Genomic DNA, 20800 nt, shown 5'->3' with positions numbered 1-20800 from the left:
CCGGTCTGACCATTCGCGAAATTCTGTGGTGGTTTGTGGAACCTGCGCGGAAATCCAGACCGGTTCCGGGCCAATCTCCAAAGAGATGACCCCGATACGTGTTTCAGGTTCGCGATTGTAGCTGATTGAATCGGCCTTTTGCCAGGTTTGACCACCGTTGTAACTTATTTCAGGTCTGTATCGATGGCGGCCATCGGTGTACGTAAGTTCCAGTGTTACGTGCGTGGTATCATCAGCCCAAACCTGAAAACCGTACCATGGACTGTTGTTGATAGGGCTTATTTCCGGATTGATCTGCAGGCGGTAGTGATATGTCCCGGTGCGGATAACGTCGTTTACTCTTGAGCCGCGAAATTCATTTGTGATCCAAACGCCATCTTCAAGAAATCCGATGGTCCGTTTATTCTGATGATTAATTTCACGGTCGGATGTTTCGGTTACACCTTCAGGATCGTATGAATAGCCGGTAAATTCTTCAGAAGTTTTGCAGCTGCTGAGGGTTAAAGCAGAAATTAAAATGATAAATAGAAATGATTTACGGGTATTGAGCATTAAAATTGTATTTTTTGAGATGATATTCTCTGCAGAAAAATTTTCTATGTTCAGGAAACTACATATACTGTAAGACTCAGTTTTATAAAAGATATAAAAACTCCTTTTGCTGAATACTATTCAAGATAACGCTACTTACAAGCTTTTTCTTTTTTTATGCATTTCCTGTATTGCTTTTTTATTACCGGGCTCAGCGACAGCCCAAGAAAGCGAACGAGAACCGATCGTTTGGAAGGTATCATTCGAGGGTAATGAAAACTACCGGGATATGGTTTTGCGTGAGATTATTGCAACGTCCAGCCCAAGTTTTCTTCAAAAAATATTTCGTCGCACCGGAGACTCTGTTTTCAATGAGATGGATGTTCGCCGTGATCGGATCAGGATTATGAGATATTACGAACGCAGAGGATATCCAAACGTAGATGTAAGTTATGAAATAAAAGATCGGAAGAAGGCGTGGCAGAAAGAGGTAGTATTTCAGATCAGGGAGGGAAATTCTCTTCAAATTCGAAGATCAAAAATTGAAATCGATGCGGCACCCGAAATAGCAGATGAAATACGATCATCACGCGAGTTTGAAAGAGCAGAAGAGCAACATACATTTCAGGTGGGAAATCGTTATCAAACGTTGAGAAGGCCTGACGTGGAAGGGCGCTTTTTAAACCTCCTTGAAGAGCTGGGTTTCGCCTGGCCGGAAGTTGAAATTATAGCAGACGTGGACTCGGTTGCGAGCAGGGCAGATATCACGATAAAAGCCAAACCCAATACAAAAACCTATTTTTCTGATATTGAAATTGAGGGTGAAATATCTGTACCGGAAAGAATTTTAATTCGTGAGACAGATATCAAGGAAGGAGAGCTTTACAGGAGAAGTAAAATACAGGATGCCCAACGGCAGGTTTTTAATCATCACCTGTTCCGGTTTGCCACAATCAATATCACCGATCAGCCTCAAGACTCGACACTAAATGTTCTTTTGAGGGTGCGGGAACATCCAAAACGATCGGTTCAGGCAACAATTGGATTTGGCAGGGAGGAGTTGCTGCGTAGCCAGGTAAGTTGGCAAAATAGAAACATAACCGGTACAGGCCATCGCTTTGGTGTAAGCGGAAGGGCTTCGTTTATTGAGCAAAGGCTAAGCACCGACTTTTTGGTTCCTTATGTCTTTAACTCTCGCAGCAGTAACGTAAGCAGTCTGTTTGGCCAGCATAAGCTGGAGCCGTCGTTTGAATTGTTGCGCGCCGGTTTCAATAACAGCTTTATCTATCAGTTTGACCGAACCAAGACGGCGTCTGGATCTTATGAATTTTCGATCAACGAGGAGCTTTCAAGAAGTAGTGATGCAGCACTGCCCGATTCAGTTTTGAACTATAATGTGTCCTCACTCTCACTCTCAGGCTATTACAGTGAGGGGTTGAGCCGTGACCCTCGTGGTTGGCTTATTCAACCGTTTGTTGAGATTTCAGGAACATTTAGTGAATCTACATTTACCTTCCAGAAAGCGCTGCTCGATATTCGCAGGTATACACATTTGACAAACCACCTTGTCTTTGCCACACGGATTAACACCGGCGTTATATTCTATAGCGGGGATCAGCGGTTACCGTCTAATATTCGTTTTTTTACAGGGGGTACAAACTCTGTGCGCGGCTGGAACCGCCAGGAACTTGGCCCGAGCAGGGTGCGGTTTGATGACTCGGGAGATTTTGAGACATATATTCCGGTAGGAGGCCGCTCGATGTTTACCTTTAACCTGGAGCTGCGACAAGATTTGAATGAATTGATACCCAATGTTGGTCTTGCTGCTTTTTTGGATGGTGGACAGATCTGGAGGGATTTAAACAGCCTGGAGGATCGACCGATCCAGTATGGAGCCGGTGGAGGGATTCGGTACCAGTCACCCATCGGGCCGGTTCGGGTAGACGTTGGTTATAAGCTGAATCCGACGGATGAGGACCTGAATATTTATGAAGGTGAAGATTTTGGAAGTGCATGGAGCCGTATTGGAGTACACTTTAGCATTGGACAAGCATTTTAATGACACAAGAATCTGAGAAACATACCGAAACTAAAAATAATCGCCGATGGGTGAAGTGGGCAATTTTTGCAGCCGTTCTGGTTGGACTTATTATTTCATTGCGTCTCTTTTTAAAGAGTGATGTACTGTTTAACTACGCCCGAAATTTTGCGGAGAGACAGGCCGGTGAGATTTTGAATGGCTCGCTGGAAATTGAATCCATTCAGGGTGACCTGCTCAATAGTTTTACAGTTTATGGTGCAAGGATTGCCGACAACCAAAATGGAACCATTGCAACTCTCGATTCGGCATCCGTTCAATACCGGCTACTGGATGTGATCAGGTCACCTCATACGGTGGAACAGCTGTCCGTTTATGGTTTGGAATCTTTTATTAAACAGGACGCCGATTCTGTTTGGAACGTAATGGCACTTCTACCCGAAACAGAAGTTGAAGATGAACAAGAAGGGGCTTTTTATTGGACAATCCGTGATTTAGAAATCAGAGATTTGAATGCAGATATAGAATCAGACTATCTGTTGCCGGACGGATTCGTTAACGTGCGAAATTTGAATTTATCGGCGTCCGGAGGAATTGAAGAGCGCGGATATACCACAAACATTCGATCACTTGAATTTCAGCTTGAGGAGGCGCGCCTGCCAGATCAGATTGATTTTATGATGGAAGCCCGCGGCGATGACGACAGGATCACACTTGGATCGCTCGTAGTTCAGACCGGGCGAACGATGCTGCGGGCAGAGTCTCAATACGATATAAATGAGAACTTAACCGCTTCGGCAGGATTATCACCGTTGAGCAGGGACGATATTGCAGCTTATGTTGAGAACTTACCGCTTCAGCACGATCTGAATATTGAAATTGGTGCGAAGGGGCAGTTATCGGATTTAAATCTCTCAGCAAATATCTCCGGTACGGGAATGGAGATGCTGAGTATCGAAGCAATTCTCAATGCGGAAGAATCTCCTTCTCTGAGCCGGATTGATGTTCGCATGCGTAATCTCGACACTCCAGAGCTGACGGGTATCGAACTTGCACCATCGGTTGGCGAATTTCAATTTTCAGGTGAGGGATTTATACCATTGGAAAATTTTCAGGAGTCGAATTTTTCAGGCCGAATGAATTTCACAGACTTGTCATATGACAGATATCAAATTGATCGTTTTGAATCGGAGTATGAACTGAATGACGACCGTACCAATTTAACAGCGATAGCAGAAAATGCAGGAGAACAGATTGATCTGGAATTCGCTGTAGAACAGATCTGGAGTGAGATCCCGGTTTGGAATGGTAATGTAGAGACAGACAGTATCAATCTGGCTACATGGTTGGCCGAGCCCGGCTTTGATAGTGAGATGAATATTAGGTCCACATTTTCGGGCAGAGGAGTCTCAGCGGGTCAAATACAGGCCATTGCAGAAATTGCAGTTGAAGGCGGACGCTTTGGTGATCAGATGTTTTCTGAGATACTCTTCAGGGGTAATTTGAATACCCAAACCCTTGCCGGAAACTTGTCGGCCAGGCTCGACCAAAGCAGGCTGGAAGCGAGAATAGATGCGGAGAACTGGCAATTGGAACCGGACTACAATTTCAAGGCCTCTGTTCTTGAATTTAATTTGGCTGAGATCACCGGCTTTGAAGACTTTCCAACATTGCTAAACGGTACATTTGAAGGCACGGGTAGCGGAATCAGCCTCGAGACGATTGACCTTCAGGCAACGGCAGCAATGGATTCAAGTTTTATAAACAGAACACCGATTGAAACGCTGAAGGCGGATATCAGGATAGAGAATCAATTTCTCACATTGGAAAACACACTCCTCGAAAGCTCAATCGCTGATGCTGAAATTTCAGCAAAACACCATATAACAGATCTGACCAATCTGGAAAATCGCGTTGATTTCAGGGCCAAACTCAAGGATTTACAGCCACTGACACCACTGGTTAATGCGGAGGAGTTCCAGTCGGAAGGTGAAATAAGCGGAGTTTTAAACCGCAGCGGAGAAGGTTACCTGGTATTTAATGCAGAAGCTAATTTGAAGAACGCTCAGCTTGATTCCCTCTTTCTATCCAATGAGTTGAATGGAAACATACAAGCACGCTTGCTGGATGAACCTGAGGCTGATTTTGAGCTTCAGTTGAGGAATTCCACCGTAAGTGGTTTTACTGTTCAGGATGTGCGATTTCAGAGCAGCTTGAAGCAGTGGGACTCCATAACGAGTGGTGACTTTACATTCGAAGTTTTTGATGAAGATGTTTGCACCCTGCATCACGAAGGAAATTTTCGGGTTGAAGATACGGCTGCATTGGTCCAGACTACGATGCTCGACTTCTCAACAGAGCTCCGAACGTTGAGTCTGGACCGGCCCTTTGATTTTGAATATGATATTGAAAATCAAAGGGCCCGAGTTGATACAGCTACGATCCGGGATTCATCTGAAGAATCATTCCTTTCCATATGGGCAAATGAAATTTCCTCTGATGTGCAGGATGCCGGATTGGAAGCTGAAAGGCTCAATCTGGGTGCCATTCAAACCCTTATGCTGGAAGATCCTGTTGCTGAAGGGTATTTGTCGGGTAAGCTCAGTTTTGAAAATGATGATGATAATCTCTTTGTATCTGTTAACGGGGACATTCGTGATATTGTGTATGAAGGGGGCACAATGGACTTGTTTAACTTCTATCTGAATGTTGAGGAAGAGTGGCTGCAGCTTGCATTTGATGGCAATAAAAATGAGGACCGGTTATTTGAGGGGCAACTTCAGGTTCCTTATGTGTCTGGTGACCCCGCAACTTTTGACGATCAATTTTTTGATCGGGAGGTTACAGGATATTTTGAAATTTTTGATACAGACCTGTCTTACTGGTTTACTTTTCTGCCCGATTTTGAATCGGAGGAAACAGGTGGCAGTATAAACCTGAGAGCTGATTTGTCGGGTATTGCAGGGAATCCGGAGCTGATCGGAAACATGCAGCTTCAACAGGCCAGATTTTCAGGTATTGAGATTGACAGTGCCGACCTGGATTTGAACTATGTGCACAATGATGAGTATGTAGACTTCGAAGGGCAGGTGGTAGCCCGTGGTGAACCGGTGTTAGATATGGATGCACGTTTCCCGTTTATTGTCGACCTCCGGTCGGCTGAAGTGCTGTTGCCGGAACAGGATGATGAAGTGGCTCTAAATTTCAGAACGGATAAATTCAATCTGGCTATTTTCAACGACTTTCTGGATAACGAAATATTGAGAGAACTGCGTGGCCGGCTGAATGGAAATCTTTCACTCTCGGGCAGGCTGGAAGATCTTCAGACGTCGGGAAATTTGGAGCTTTTAAACGGTAACCTTCGAGTTGTTCCTGCGGGTATAACGCTCAGCGATATAAGATCCAGGGTCAATTTTTCCGGCGAAGAAGTTGTGCTCGAGCAATTCAGGATGAAAAGTGGTCCCGGGCAGATTGAGGCAAACGGTTCGGTTGAAGTGGAGGATCTTGCTCCGGGTAATGTACAAATGACGATCCGTGGCCGACAATTCAGGGCAGCCAATACATCTGATTATAACGCGACTATTGACCTTGACGCAGAATTGGCCGGAACTTTTGAAGAACCAAAGTTGACGGGTGAACTCACATTTTTGAATGGATTTGTGAATCTACAGAATTTTGGAGAGGAGTCTGTCGAGGATGTTCAGCTCGAGGATGAAGAGGAATCTGACCCGCTAGAGTTTTATGAGATGCTTGAAATGGAGATGAATGTAAGTATTGCCCGTCAGTTTTTTATCAGGAACCGGCAATATCTGGATATGGAAATCGAGCTGGAGGGTGATGTAGACCTGGTAAAACAGAGGAATGCAGATTTAGAGATGTTTGGTTCGCTTGAAGGCGTCAGGGGTTATGCCCGCCCGCTTGGGAAAAACTTTATGCTGGATGAGGCATTGGTGACGTTTTATGGACCGGTAGACGATCCGGAATTGAATATTCGAACAGAGTTTGAACCGGCACAGGCTCAGTCGGAAGTACAGATTTTCTATATTATTGAGGGGACTGCACAAGAGCCGGATTTTCGGTTTGACAGTGAGCCGCCACTGGAACTGGAGGATATCATCAGTTACACACTTTTTGGAAAACCCTTTTACGAGCTGGAATCCTGGGAGCAGGTGGTTGCAGGAAGCGGAAGCAGTCCAAGCGCTGCAGACCTGGCATTGGATGTACTGCTCGACAGGGTTGAAATGCTGGCTTCCCAAAGCCTGGGAATTGATGTGGTTCAAATTGATAACAGTCGTTCCGGTTCAGACAGCTCAACCTCTATTAAAACCGGTTGGTATCTGAATCGAAGAACGTTTTTTGCCGTGATCAATGAGATCAGCAGCAGCAGGCCAAAAACTCTGTTTATGTTGGAGTATATGCTTACTGAAAATCTGGAGCTTCTCATTACGCAGGGTGATGACTCAAGAGAGGGTATTGATTTGCGATGGGAATACGAATATTAATCAGCAGTACAAAGATAAATTGTGAAATAATTATGGGCTTCAATCAGTTTAAATGATGAGTCCAAAACAATATTACCATGACGCTCATCGATATTCTCAAATACGCAATTATTGTATTGGTTGTTGTAGTTGCAGGATGGTTTTTCTTCAGTTACGAAAAACCGGAACCTGTTATGCACAGCGACCTGGGTGCGTGTGATGAACCTCTCTCTTACAAAATCGGGACTATCGATCCTCGTTTCGATATTACAGAGGACGAAGTTAAAGAAGCTATGCAAGTGGCCTCCTTGTTATGGTCTGAAGCTATTGACCGACCTCTGGCATATTATGCTGAAGATGGTGATTTGGAAATAGATTTTATTTACGATGATCGTCAGGAGCTGGCAGTTGGCGAAATGCGTTTTCGAGAACAGATTGAGTCGGAGCAGATAAGAACGGACCAACTTCAAAGAGAGTACGAAAACCGGCGTGAACGGTTCGAACAAGAATCAGCTGAATATGAAAAGCTGGCCAATCAAACAAAGCAGGAGATTGATGAATTGAATAAATGGGTTCGGGAAAAAAATGGTAGTCAAGAGCTTTCAGAGCAGGATAGGCGATACTTTGAGCAGAAGAAAAGTGATGTGGAGAGGATGCAGGAGAGGTTGGTAGAAGAGAAAAGTGTATTGGATCAACTGGCGGATGAGATCAATAATTATGTGGATCGCCTGAATAATCGAATTGACGAGAGTAACACGCTGATAGATCAATACAATGAAGATTATGCCGGAGAAAATCGTTTCACAAAAGCTACGTACCGCAATTTGAACGCTGGCGGAGTGATAACAGTAAACCAGTTTTTGAATAAGCGGGACCTGTATCTCGTATTAGCTCACGAGCTGGGTCATGCCCTGGGTCTAAAACACGGAAATGACCCCGCTTCGATTATGTACAGCCAGATGGGAGGTCAGGAGATTTATCCTATTATTCAGCTCACCACCGAAGACAAGCGCGCTATTGCTGAAGTTTGCAAATAGATAAAGACGATTAAATACTGTTTAAAATTTTACTATAATTCTATGAGAACAGGTCAATCAGCCTGATTTTTACAATATAAAGTGGAGGGAAGGATGGGAAAGTTTAAAAAAGAACTGAAGTGGGGACTGATTTTTATCGCTGTCTTAATGTTATGGATGATTTTTGAGAAGTTAATGGGCTGGCATGGTGAAAATATTGAAAGCCATGCCACTATGACCATTTTTTTCGCCTTTATTGCCGTAGTTGTTTATGTGATTGCTTTCCTGGATAAGCGGAAAAACGATTATGATGGATATATGACCTGGACACAGGGATTTATGACCGGTTTCTATATTACCGTTGTGATAGCTGTTTTAAGCCCTCTTGCTCAGTGGATTATTCATAGCTTTATATCTCCGGAGTATTTCGAAAACATTATCGATTACTCCGTGCAAACCGGACAGATGTCTCGAAGTGAAGCTCGCGGTTATTTTAATCTGAAGAGTTATATGATACAGGGTTCGCTCGGAGCCTTGATGATGGGTGCCATTACATCGGCAATTGTAGCCGCCTTTACGATGAAAAAACCCAAGTAAAGTACTGTACTGACGAATTGATTTTTATAGCCACGGAAACACAGAAAACTATGTGCCCCTTCGTATTTCCGTGGCAATTTTTACAACTTCAAGAAAATGGCTTTTTTATTTAGTATTCTCTTGCTGAATACATTTAAAAAACCATTTTCATATGAACTCTATTAAGCTCCTTCTTACTTCTCTACTATTTTTTCTAATAACATCAACTGCAGCTTCTCAATTGCTGAACGACCGTTTTCAATTTGATCCGGAGCTGCCCTATCAGTCTGGGATTACATCTCCCGCCGAATTTTTAGGGTATCAACTTGGCGAGGAGTATTCTCACCACTACCAGCTGGGATCTTATCTGAAGAATCTGGCTGCCGAAAGCGATCGGGTTTCAATTGTAACTTACGGTCAAACCTACGAGGGCCGCGATCTCTGGCTGGTGATTATTACCGGTGAGGAGAATCATGACAATCTTGAACAAATCCGGGAAGACAATTTGAGGCTTGCCGATTATAAAGATCTGAGCCAAAGTGAAGTGGCTGAGCTGGCGGAGGATCATCCTGCCATTGTATGGCTCAGTTACGGAGTACATGGAAATGAAGCATCTAGTGCGGAAGCGGCACTGCAGACGGCCTATCGGCTTGCGGCGGCTGAAGATGAGGAGTCGGTACGATTCAGGGATGAATCTGTCGTAATCATAGATCCGATTTTGAACCCCGACGGCCGCGATCGCTATGTAACCTGGTATAAATCCTCTCAGGCTCATATGCTCAATACAGATCCGTTTGATTTGGAGCATGATGAAATCTGGCCCGGCGGAAGAACAAATCACTACTGGTTTGATCTGAATCGCGATTGGGTCTGGCTGGTTCATCCCGAATCGAGAGGCAGAATTGCGGAGTATCAAAAGTGGATGCCACAGGTTCATCTCGATATTCACGAGCAAGGTTTTAACAATAACTATTTTACCATGCCGGGAACCACACCCCGCAATTTGCAGCTTCCGGATGATTATGAGGAGTGGAGTGACCGGTTTGGAAGAGGAACCATTGATGAGTTTGATAAACACAACATCAACTATGCCACAACCGAAGCGTTCGATTTCTTCTATCCCGGCTACGGATCCTCCTACCCGAGTTTGATGGGAGGAATCGGGATGCTGGCCGAACAGGGCGGACATAGCCGGGGCGGCCGTGCTGTTGAAACCGAAGAGGGATATGTTTTGACTCTTCAACAAAGAATATTCGACCATTATAAAAACAGTGTCGCTACCGTCCGAACAGCGGTTGAAAATCGTGAGGAACTGCTTAGCTATTTTCGGGAAGCGCTGAATCCCGCCAATTCGAAAGTGGAAACAAAAGCTTACATACTGCCGGATAACCCGAATGACCACACCTACGATGTGATCGACATTATGCTGAAGCAGGGTGTGAATGTAGAGCGGGCCAATGAGAATTTTACACTTCGAAATGCTTTTGACTACTGGGAAAATGAAGCTCAGCGGCGTTCATTCAATCAGGGTGATTTTATCATACGTACCAATCAAGCCAGGCATTTGTTCGTTACCACGCTGTTTGAACCGGAGATGGCCATTGAAGACTCGGTGATGTACGACATGTCGGTCTGGTCCATCCCGATGGCGTACAACCTGGACGCTGCCCTTGTGAATAATGACCCGTCCGTTTCAACATCCATGGTTGAAGAGGTTCCGGTACGTAATGAAGATGTAATCAATTCATCCGCTGAATATGCTTTTGTGATTGACTGGGATCAGCCAACAGCACCAAAGGCATTGGGTGAACTTTGGAGAAGAGGTTATAATGTGCGTTCTGCGGAAAAGGTGTTCAGCAAGGATGGAGTGGAGTTTTCCAGGGGAACATTGATCGTCTTGATGGGACGAAATTATGAGAAAAGAGACGAAATTCGCAATGATATGCAGCAGGTGGCAGAGTATGCCGGTGTGCGAATTCACGGTTTAGATACCGGTCGGATGGATTCGGGAATCGATCTGGCATCCCGAAGCAGCAATGTGTTGCATCAACCAAAAGTGGCCATGGTGATCGATCAGCCATTCAACTCCTATACGGCCGGACAGATCTTGTTTCAGTTTGATCGAAATATAGAATATGGTATTTCTCGAATCCGGTCACACAGGTTGGCATCCGTCGATCTGGACGAGTATGATGTCATCATCCTTCCGGGCCAGCGGGGAAGCGCGCCTCACTACGGTGAGCGTCAACAAGAGGCTCTGAAAGAGTGGGTTGAACGCGGCGGTACTCTTGTTACAACCGAAGCTTCGGCTCTGAGTATGACGAAAGACCGCATGGAGTGGACTGGTGTAGAACTCGTCAAAAATGAGGAGGAAGATGAAGAAACTGACGTAGATCCGGTAGCGTACACTCCTTATGAAGCAAGAGTGGATACATTCGGGCTTCGCAGAATTCCCGGCACTGCTTTCAAATCTCATGTTGATGTGTCGAACCCACTCGCATTTGGCGTGAAGGAGAAGCTTTACAGCCTTACCTACAATACCGATCAGCTGAAGCCATCCAGCAGCTACCAGGTTGTGGGATACTATGAAAAAGATGCTTCTCAACTGTTGGCTTCAGGATATGCGTCTCAGGAAAATATACAGAAAGCAGCCGGAAATGTATTTGCCGGGGTTACATCCATGGGCAGCGGAAAAGTTGTTCTGCTGACTGATAACACCCAGTACCGAATGTTCTGGAGAGGACCGGAGCGTCTGATGATTAACGCGGTAATGCTGGTGCCTTCGATGTGATAAGACAGATAATCGGTGAGTCGGTCGTTCGTGGTTCGAAGTTCGTCAATCAGAGATAATGAACTACGAATGATCGATGGACGAACTGCGATGGACGATTTATATCCATCAGGCACCTTTGATCTGATCAATCCGATTACTCGTTAAAATCGAGTTCACTGGAGTAAAAATACCATGTCTGGTTTGCCGGCCATAAATGACCGGCTCGTATATTAAGCCTCGATTTTTGAGGCTTTCACTTTTCTCGATATTGTCTGGAATTCAAACCCATTCATGGGTTTTACATACGAGCGCGGGATTTATCCCGGCGAAGAAAATTACTATATCTATTTGGCTTATTTTAAAACCACCAATCAAAGAGTCAGACGAACCTTCGCACAGAGTAACTTTGATTAGCCGCCAAAATTGATACGATTGGCATTATCTATATGAATTGGTTGTAAAGGAATTACTATTTTAATTATGATAAATATGAACCACTAATAACTGTTTGGATGGATAAAAAAGAGAATCAAAACGCTGCAAGCAACGAAAGTAAATGTCCGTTTCACAATGGAAACGGAGTGATTAAAGACACCGCCGGATCAGGAACAAGAATCCGTGACTGGTGGCCCAATAAACTGGATTTGGATATTCTGCGCCAACACTCACCCTTTTCTGATCCTATGGGTGAAGATTTTGACTACGCGGAAGAGTTTAAAAAACTTGACCTGAATGAGGTTAAAAAGGATCTCAACGACCTGATGACTGACTCTAAAGATTGGTGGCCTGCCGATTGGGGTCATTACGGACCCCTGATGATACGTATGGCGTGGCACAGTGCGGGAACGTATCGTGTGGCCGATGGGCGCGGTGGCGGAAGTACCGGTAATCAGCGCTTTGCACCGGTTAACAGCTGGCCTGATAACGTGAGTCTTGATAAAGCACGGCGTCTGCTCTGGCCAATCAAAGAGAAGTATGGAAGAAAGCTATCATGGGCTGATTTGATGATCTTGGCCGGAAATGTTGCGCTTGAGTCTATGGGTTTTGAAACATTTGGTTTTGGCGGCGGTCGTGCAGACGTATGGGAGCCGGAAAGAGATATTAACTGGGGACCCGAGCATGAATGGCTTGGTGATGAGCGCCATGACGAAGATGGAAACCTGAAAGGCAGACTTGCTGCCGACCATATGGGTTTGATATATGTAAACCCTGAAGGACCTAATGGAGAGCCTGATCCGAAGAAAGCGGCACAATTTATCCGTCAATCATTCCGAAGAATGGCAATGAATGACGAAGAGACCGTAGCTCTGATTGCCGGTGGACACACTTTCGGTAAAGTGCATGGAGCGGCTCCGGAAGAGCACAACGGACCCGATCCGGAAAAAGCACCGATGGAAGAGATGGGACTTGGCTGGAAGAGCAACTACGGAACCGGAAAAGGTGCCGATACAATTACAAGTGGACTGGAAGGAGCGTGGACAAATGAGCCTCTCAAATGGGATATGGGTTTTTATGAAAACCTTTTTGAGTATGAGTGGGAGCTGACCAAGAGCCCGGCAGGAAAATGGCAGTGGACGCCCAAAGATAATGCCGGTGACGGTACTGTTCCCGATGCACACATCGAAGGGAAGAAAAACGCTCCGATGATGCTTACCACGGATATTGCAATGATTGCAGATCCCGAGTACAGAAAGATCTCCGAAAAATTCTACAATGATCCTGAATACTTCGCTGATGTTTTTGCACGAGCGTGGTTTAAACTTGTTCACCGAGATATGGGACCAAAATCCAGATATCTTGGACCTGAAGTACCGGAAGAAGATCTGGTCTGGCAGGATCCTATCCCTGAAGTGGATCATGAATTGATCGACGACAAGGATATCGAGGATCTGAAAGGAAAAATTCTTGATACAGGACTCTCAGTTTCAGAACTGGTATCGGCTGCATGGGCTTCTGCATCTACTTACCGCGATTCAGATAAGCGAGGCGGTGCAAACGGTGCTCGGGTTCGACTTGAGCCGCAGAAGAACTGGGAAGTAAATAATCCAAGACAGCTCGAGAAAGTGCTCGGTAAACTGGAAGAAGTTCAAAAAGAGTTTAACGATTCCCAGTCCGGCGAAAAGAAAGTATCACTGGCTGATGTAATCGTTCTAGGTGGATGTGCCGCTATTGAAAAGGCAGCAGAGAAAGCCGGTCACGATATCAGCGTTCCATTCACACCGGGCCGTGCAGATGCATCAGAAGATCAGACCGATGTAGAGTCTTTTGAGTGGATGAAGCCTGAAGCTGACGGTTTTCGTAACTACTTTAAACCACATGCTCGCAGAACTGAAACAGCAGAAGAGATGCTGGTGGACAGAGCTCAGCTAATGACGCTCACCATCCCCGAAATGACTGTTCTGCTTGGCGGAATGCGTGTTATGGATACCAACTGGGACGGAACACGTCACGGTGTGTTTACCGATAAGCCGGGCACACTATCAAACGACTTCTTCATAAATCTGCTCGATCTGAGCAACGAATGGAAGGCAACTTCCGAAGAGGGAGACCTGTTTGAAGGTCGTCACCGCGACACCGGAAACGTGCATTGGACAGCTACACGTGCCGACCTGATCTTCGGTTCAAATTCTGAACTGAGAGCGGTAGCAGAAGTGTACGGTAGCTCAGATTCCGAGGAGAAATTCCTCAACGATTTCGTGAAAGCGTGGGATAAAGTGATGAACCTGGATCGTTTTGATCTGAAGTAATCACAGTTTCAATATAGAACTTTAAACGTTCTGGAAGGCAGTTTCGGCGAAAGCCGGGGCTGCCTTTTTTATGAGATCCTGGCTAAGATAGTTCTCATTCTAACTAGTGCGCCGTAATGGTTCTTTCTATTCAGTTCATCATCAATATCTATTGATCCCGGGCCAAACTATCTGACAAAATTCGTATATTCATATCCAAAACTATTAATAAAAAGAGGATAATATGGCTGCAGAGCATCTAACCAAAGAAAGCTTTCTGGAAAAAGTATTTGATTACGAAAACAATCAGGAATGGAACTTTAAAGGAGATAAACCTGCGATTATCGACTTTTATGCCGATTGGTGCGGACCCTGCAAAATGGTTGCACCCATCATCGAAGAGCTGTCCGACAAATATGAAGGGCAAGTAGATATCTATAAAATTGATACCGAAGCAGAGCAGGAACTATCGGCTGTATTCGGAATTCGAAGTATTCCTTCCATTCTGTTTATTCCGGTTGACGGACAGCCGCAAATGGCTGCCGGAGCCTTGCCAAAATCTCAGTTCATCAAGCTGATTGAAGAGAAATTAGAAGTCAAAGCTTCTGTCTGATTGGTTTAATTTGAAGTAATTACGTTTTTTAGAGGCAGTTCGATGAAAATCGGACTGCTTTTTTTATTCAGAATTGATATTTACGATCTGGTTACAAGTCGTTCCCTTGTGGACTGCTCATATCTAATCTGAAATGTATTTTAGCGCCGTGTCTTTGTAGGTTCGACTTATCGGTAGCTCAGTTCGTCCAACGGTAACTGATTTACTGCTAAATTCAGTAATGTAATCAAGGTTAACAATGTACGACCTGTGAATTCTTACAAATGTTTCGGGTAAGCTTTCTTCAAAAGAGGAGATAGTATCTCGTGTAGTAAGTGACTGATCGTTAAAATGTATTTTCACATAGTCGCTCAAACTCTCTAGGTAGATCAATTCATTCAGTTTAATTTGATAATTTGAGCGATCTGCCCGAACGGTTATAAAGGATGTCTTCAGTGCTTCTTTCTCATTCTTCAGTTGATTTAGCCTAACTTCACTCTCCGTTAACCGTCTGTATAAAAGGTAGAAAGCTTTTAAAAGCACAATGAGATAAATTGAAAATCCCAAAATGAAGACGTTTGTCATTATTGGGCTAAGTTCACCATAGTTATAGTTAGCCAGTACAATGAAGGAAATTGTAATGACTACCATTTCCAGGTAAAAAGATATGACAACTGTATAGATTGTGTAGAGCGTGAACCGAGCGTACTTTTTCTTTAGAAGAAATTGAGGCACAATATGGTAATTAAAAAAGTAGGAGGTAGCCATAGCCACCGGAAGCAAAAAGGTGACAAAATAGAAACTTTTCACATAATCACCGTACGTGCTACCAAAAACTGTAACCAGGATTGAACCGGTTACTGTCCAAAATAAAATATGTTTAACGGGCTGCATTTTTTTATTCAAAAAATCGCGAATATCGATCAAAACATCATTTTTTATCGGTGAACTACATGTTTTATGCGGGATTTAACATTGCTCAAAACAGCTTGCATAAGATACATTTCTTGTGAACATTCATTCACATAATAATAAACTATGATTGATCTATTTTTTATCGGCGGTCCGCTCTTCATGGGCATATTAACCATTATCCTTGTAGCTATGGTTTCATTGGCGTGTTATATCGCAATACAAAAAAAGAAAGATGGTGAAAATCCACCTGCTGACAGTTGGGTAAAAGAACTGGGAATTCTTGGACTAGTAATAGGGATTTTTGGTCAGTTTATCGGTTTATATCAGGCTTTTTCAGCAATTGAAGAGATGGGCTCTGTTTCACAGTCAATGCTTGCCGGTGGACTGAAGGTCTCCTCAATAACATCGATATATGGGCTTGTAATTTTTATCCTCGCCATCATTCTAACATTTGGATTGAATCTGACGGGGAGAACCCGGTAAGTAATAATAAGTAATAAACAGACTGTAAACTTTAATCTGAAATGAAAAGGCAACTTCGATTCATTATGATGCTGCCTTTTTTATATAGCGTGAATTTGAGTCAAAAAAATTGATGTCAATTCATAAAATTAGAAATAATTCTCCCAATCGAATTTTTTTGTTTCTACATTAGTTTCATCGATATTTCAAGCGATGATCGTTAATCAGTAATCTGTATAGAAAGATTTGATTCAAGCACTTAGAACATACAGGAGACTTATTTTAGCAGTACTTCCATTTTTCTTTATGGGTACTGCAGTGCAGCATGCTATTGACATGGAAACATGGTTTCCAGTCGAGGAAGCTTCAAATGCCGGAAATTCGTTTATGGAAATTCTTGAAGAGCATAGCCTGGAAGACGATATTGAATCTTTACTGAATGCCGGATTGATGGGTAAACCTTTTGCAGTCAATCCCTTTCTTCAGGAATCTGCTTTTAAAAACTTTGAACGTTCAGTGCCCACTCCCCCTCCCGACTTAGCCTAAGTTGTCCCGCCTACTTATTATTATTGGCTTGTTCTCTTCTATTCATACCATTTGTGTTGTTGGGCAGAGATATATAATTGATATCAAAAACTGAACGAATAAGGTAAAGTCTATTTTGCCCAAACATATTATGAAGGACTAACAGGCCGGATATCACTCTTCATAAACCATTTCAAATCAAAAAATTATGTTTACGAAATTATCATTATTTACTACTGCCATTTTCCTGATGTTTTCATTTACTGCATGTACTACTCAGTCCGATTCACCAGAAACCGGTGCTTCAAGTGAGCAACTGGATGGTGATGTGATAACCCAAGAGGACCAACAAGCCCTTACATCCGAGGAAATCCTTGACGGCCTGAAAGAGGGGAATCAGCGTTTTGTGTCCAACAATCTGACACCGCAGGATTATCAAGCCCAGGTCGAGAAAACATCCTCGGGCCAGTATCCTGAGGCGGTGGTGATCGCATGCATCGACAGCCGTGTTCCCGTGGAATCCATCTTTGACAAGAGTATTGGGGATATATTTGTTGCCAGGGTAGCCGGCAACTTTGTTAATGAGGATATTCTGGGAAGCACGGAATTCGGTACTGCAGTTGCGGGTTCCAAAGTTGTAGTGGTGATGGGCCACGAACACTGCGGAGCTGTAAAATCTGCCATTGACGATGTTGAAATGGGCAACATAACAGCCATGCTTTCCAAGATCAGACCCGCAGTTGAGATGTCGGAAGAGGAATACGAAGGAGAGGGTGAGATGACCTCCTCAAACGACGAGTATGTAACTCATGTGGTGAACACCAATGTTCGTTACACGATTGAGCAGATGCGAGAGAGAAGTGAAATCATTTCTGAGCTTGAGCGTAACGGAGAAGTGGTCATTGCCGGTGCATTTTATGACCTGGATACCGGTGAAGTTACATTCCTCGACTAAATCATAAATCCATCAGCGTGTGCTTTAGATGGCAGAATTTCTGACTGCCTGAAAAAGCACACGCTCTTTATATGGTTTTTAGACCAGAACTGCATCATACGCCCTGAATATCTATCACACGGCACCGGGTCATCTGTAAATAGGTAAATAGAAGCCGGCACTGACTGTTGTTTCACCGCCTGAATACTGCAATTTCAATTTGCCCTTCAAAACAATAAGTCACGTGATTTTACGCTCAATAAGGTCAAATAGTCCCTGTACCAGCAATGCAAGAAGAGCTGCCGGTACAGCTCCCTCGAGGATAAGCGGTACGCTGTCGAGCCGGATCCCAGTCAGTATCGGCTGACCATAGCCGCCGGCGCCGATGAGGGCACCGAGAGTTGCCACTCCCACATTGATTACTGCCGATGTTTTAATTCCGGCTAAAATGGAGGGAATGGCAATCGGGAGTTCAATTTTTCTGAGTATGAGTGAATCGGGAAGGCCTAGCGCGCGGGCCGATTCCATTACAGGTGTCGGTATGGCTTTGATTCCGGCATGTGTGTTCCTTACAATCGGTAGCAGGCTATAGAGAAAAAGAGCAGCCATAGCCGGAAGTGCGCCGATCCCGAAAATCGGAATCATAAAAACCAATAGCGCAAGGGAAGGAATCGTCTGCATGATACCCACAGAGCCAAGAACGGCTGTTTCAAGCCATGATACCTTCACCGCCAAGATACCCAGCGGTATAGAGACCAGGATGGCAAGGCCAAGGGAAATAACCACAAGGTAGAGATGGTCAACGGTATGGCGCAATAGTCTCTCGGTAAATCCCGATGTACTGAATTCAGATTCAATTTGGAAAGTGTCTCTGAGATATGCAGATGCAGTTGCATCATCAGCCAGCCTGTCTATCTTAACCCGTTTATTCATGGCGATCATGTCCCGTTGAGAAATCGCACCTTCGAAACGTGTAATGGCACTCACAATCTCGTCATCCAGCCCCTCACGGTAAAGAACTACAGCCTCGTAGTCTGGAAAAAAGTTGAGATCGTCTTCAAGTATGGCCAGATCGTAGTACTCAATTTCGGGATCGGTGGAGTAGAGGTCGATCACGTCAATACTGCCGCTTTCCAGGCCACGGTAAGCAAGGGCGTGTTCGAGACCGTTTACCCGGCGGGGATTGAGCCGGTATTCCGATTGGATCCCCGGCCATCCGTCACGACGGTCCATGAACTCATTACTGAAGCCGAATGTGAGTTCCGGATGGTCTCTCAAATCGGAGATGGTTTCTATTCCCAGTCTTTCAGCTTTCTCACGCTTCATGCCAAGGGCGTAGGTGTTGTTGAATCCGAGCGGACGGGTCATTCGAATCCCAAGATCCCTTAACGTCTGTCTGAGCTCTCCCGCATCGCTGATGTCTTGTCCGGCGAGGATCTCTTCAATGATGGTGCCGGTGTAGTCAGGGTATAGGTCAATTTCTCCGCTCAGGAGAGCGCTCCAGAGAATTCTCGTTCCTCCCAGCTGTTTGTACAAGTCGGCATCTGCTCCCTCCGATTCTATCGACTGTTCGAGCAATTCACCGAGAATGACCGATTCGGTAAAGGCCTTGGTTCCAATTTTGGCGCTCTGCTGAGCAGCGGTGGGCCGAACTCCTGCATAGCTTACTAAGACAACGAAAAGCAGGATAATGGCCGGTATCCATTTCAATTTCTTCATTCTACAGGTTCTCCAGTGGACTGCGTTGCGCGTTCACAAACTGTTCTACAAACTCATTTTCGGGTTTGTCAATGATCTCCCGGATGGTACCCTCCTGAACGATGCGGCCCGACTGCATCAATGAGATAGCATCGCCAAGAAACGCTGCTTCTCCCAGGTCGTGTGTCACAATCAAAACAGTTTTTTTGAGCTCGCGGAAAATAGATCTAAGATCGTTCTGCAGTTCGTGGCGTACAAGCGGGTCAATTGAACCGAGCGGTTCATCCATCAGGAGGATGGGAGGATCGAGCATCAATGCTCGCATAAGGCTGATCCGCTGTGCCTGTCCGCCTGAGAGTTTTTCAGGTTTTCTCTCCAGCAGGGATGGATCGATATTTGTAAGAGTTATTAGTTTTTCGATACGCTCTTCAACTTCTTCAGGATTCAGTTTCAGAAAGTTGGTTACCAACGTGAGATTTTCCCTTGCGGTGAGATGCGGAAACAAGCCCCCGGTTTGAATCACATAACCCATTTTTCGCCTCAGCTCCAGCACATTGCCGGAATGCATTTTTTCACTTGCAATCTCAACAGTGCCGGAGTCAGCGGGGATCAGACCCATAATAATTCGAAGAAGGGTAGACTTACCGCAACCGCTCGGTCCGATGAGAGAGATGGTACGCCCGGTTGGGATAGTGAACGAAACATCGTCGAGTACTCGCTGATCGTACGTTTTGTTAATATTTTGCGCTGAGATCATGAGATGAAATGTAAAGGATTCAGAAGTGAACGCCTAAGTAATGGAGGTCTGCCATGCCAAACATCGGTATTTCCAATGAACTGAATCTGCAAATCTCCAGGAGATAGCATGTAGACTTTGGAATCATAAAGGATTAGGGGGATTAATTTAAACGGTACATCTGCCGAAATTCACTGCAGTTTAATGCGGGATCCGGCAGCCCCTCATGGAATGCTATTAACTCAAATCAAGTTGAAGAAATAGAACAAAAATTCAACAGAAAACAAACAGGATCAGACAATGAAAGCAGCCCAGATTAAAGAATCCGGAAGTGATTTTGAAATTGTAGATCTGCCGGTTCCAAAACCGTCAGCCAGAGAAGTTTTGATTAAAGTTGAAGCGTGTGGGATTTGCCACAGCGATGCCATGGTGAAAGATGGTCTCTTTCCGGGTATTGAATATCCCCGAGTGCCGGGACACGAAGTTGTAGGAATTGTTGAAGAGACGGGGTCGGAAATTAGCAACTGGAATAAAGGCGACCGGGTGGGCGTTGGTTGGCACGGCGGACATTGCTTTCAATGCGATCCCTGCCGGCGCGGTGATTTTATCAACTGTGAAAACGGCCAGGTAGCCGGTATCAGCTACGATGGCGGATATGCTGAGTACATGACAGCACCCCAGGAAGCTCTTGCAAGAGTGCCTGAAGATCTCTCCTCAGAAGAGGCCGCACCCCTTTTATGCGCAGGAATTACCACATTTAATGCACTAAGAAACTCCGGCGCTCGTCCCGGTGACCT

Annotated in this window: 15 protein-coding genes and 1 pseudogene; 12 read left to right on the top strand and 4 right to left on the bottom strand. The window is 44.8% G+C overall.

The annotated features are described in order from the left end of the window. A pseudogene (locus ACESM0_RS06585) lies at positions 1-552 on the bottom strand (hypothetical protein); the annotation flags it as partial. Between the two features lie 106 nt (positions 553-658). Here ACESM0_RS06585 and ACESM0_RS06580 point away from each other — a divergent pair. The 8 genes from ACESM0_RS06580 (at position 659) to trxA (ending at position 14754) form a co-directional block, all read left to right on the top strand. Further along, positions 659-2590, top strand: coding sequence for an autotransporter assembly complex protein TamA (locus ACESM0_RS06580; protein WP_372904842.1), 1932 nt, complete (start codon positions 659-661; stop codon positions 2588-2590). Continuing rightward, positions 2590-7071 carry a translocation/assembly module TamB domain-containing protein gene (locus ACESM0_RS06575; RefSeq protein ID WP_372904840.1) on the top strand — a complete coding sequence of 1494 codons (4482 nt, stop codon included), beginning with the start codon at positions 2590-2592 and terminating at the stop codon, positions 7069-7071. The genes ACESM0_RS06580 and ACESM0_RS06575 overlap by 1 nt, the downstream gene beginning before the upstream one ends. A 77-nt stretch (positions 7072-7148) precedes the next feature. Next, on the top strand, positions 7149-8087 hold the full coding sequence (locus ACESM0_RS06570) for a matrixin family metalloprotease (protein ID WP_372904838.1): 939 nt from the start codon (positions 7149-7151) through the stop codon (positions 8085-8087). 93 nt (positions 8088-8180) lie between these two features. Then, a complete protein-coding gene (locus ACESM0_RS06565) occupies positions 8181-8663 on the top strand; it encodes a DUF4199 domain-containing protein (RefSeq protein WP_372904836.1) in 483 nt (160 codons plus the stop codon). A gap of 151 nt (positions 8664-8814) precedes the next feature. Continuing rightward, positions 8815-11433, top strand: a complete 2619-nt coding sequence (locus ACESM0_RS06560) for a M14 family metallopeptidase (protein ID WP_372904834.1) — start codon at positions 8815-8817, stop codon at positions 11431-11433. Between the two features lie 273 nt (positions 11434-11706). Beyond that, entirely contained in the window at positions 11707-11829 is a 123-nt protein-coding gene (locus tag ACESM0_RS06555) for a hypothetical protein (protein WP_372904833.1), read from the top strand. A 98-nt stretch (positions 11830-11927) separates the two neighbouring features. Next, on the top strand, positions 11928-14162 hold the full coding sequence (katG, locus tag ACESM0_RS06550; protein WP_372904831.1) for a catalase/peroxidase HPI: 2235 nt from the start codon (positions 11928-11930) through the stop codon (positions 14160-14162). A 223-nt stretch (positions 14163-14385) separates the two neighbouring features. Then, a complete protein-coding gene (trxA, locus tag ACESM0_RS06545) occupies positions 14386-14754 on the top strand; it encodes a thioredoxin (protein ID WP_372904829.1) in 369 nt (122 codons plus the stop codon). Between the two features lie 123 nt (positions 14755-14877). Here trxA and ACESM0_RS06540 read toward each other — a convergent pair whose 3' ends face one another. Next, the gene (locus ACESM0_RS06540; protein WP_372904827.1) at positions 14878-15660 is read right to left on the bottom strand and encodes a LytR/AlgR family response regulator transcription factor; all 783 of its coding nucleotides are present in this window, start codon (positions 15658-15660) and stop codon (positions 14878-14880) included. A 111-nt stretch (positions 15661-15771) separates the two neighbouring features. Between ACESM0_RS06540 and ACESM0_RS06535 the strand changes: the two genes are divergently transcribed. The 3 genes from ACESM0_RS06535 to ACESM0_RS06525 all read left to right on the top strand — a co-directional run bounded on the left by ACESM0_RS06535 (position 15772) and on the right by ACESM0_RS06525 (position 17590). Next, positions 15772-16131, top strand: a complete 360-nt coding sequence (locus tag ACESM0_RS06535; protein WP_372904825.1) for a MotA/TolQ/ExbB proton channel family protein — start codon at positions 15772-15774, stop codon at positions 16129-16131. Positions 16132-16356: 225 nt separating this feature from the next. Then, complete coding sequence (locus ACESM0_RS06530) at positions 16357-16656, top strand: hypothetical protein (RefSeq protein WP_372904823.1); 300 nt, start codon at positions 16357-16359, stop codon at positions 16654-16656. A 187-nt stretch (positions 16657-16843) separates the two neighbouring features. Then, positions 16844-17590 (top strand): carbonic anhydrase family protein, encoded by a 747-nt coding sequence (locus ACESM0_RS06525; RefSeq protein WP_372904821.1) that lies wholly within the window; start codon positions 16844-16846, stop codon positions 17588-17590. 219 nt (positions 17591-17809) lie between these two features. Here the strand turns inward: ACESM0_RS06525 and ACESM0_RS06520 are convergent, their stop codons facing one another. Then, positions 17810-19288: a glycine betaine ABC transporter substrate-binding protein gene (locus ACESM0_RS06520; RefSeq protein ID WP_372904819.1), complete on the bottom strand. Its 1479-nt coding sequence runs from the start codon at positions 19286-19288 to the stop codon at positions 17810-17812. Between the two features lies 1 nt (position 19289). Continuing rightward, the gene (locus ACESM0_RS06515) at positions 19290-20024 is read right to left on the bottom strand and encodes an ATP-binding cassette domain-containing protein (protein WP_372904817.1); all 735 of its coding nucleotides are present in this window, start codon (positions 20022-20024) and stop codon (positions 19290-19292) included. A gap of 279 nt (positions 20025-20303) precedes the next feature. Here ACESM0_RS06515 and ACESM0_RS06510 point away from each other — a divergent pair. Further along, positions 20304-20800: alcohol dehydrogenase catalytic domain-containing protein (locus ACESM0_RS06510; protein WP_372904815.1), on the top strand; the 497-nt coding region annotated here is incomplete at its 3' end.

Source organism: Rhodohalobacter sp., from assembly GCF_041686455.1.
Classification (GTDB): Bacteria; Bacteroidota; Rhodothermia; order Balneolales; family Balneolaceae; genus Rhodohalobacter.
This window is presented reverse-complemented; position numbering and strand designations above follow the sequence as displayed.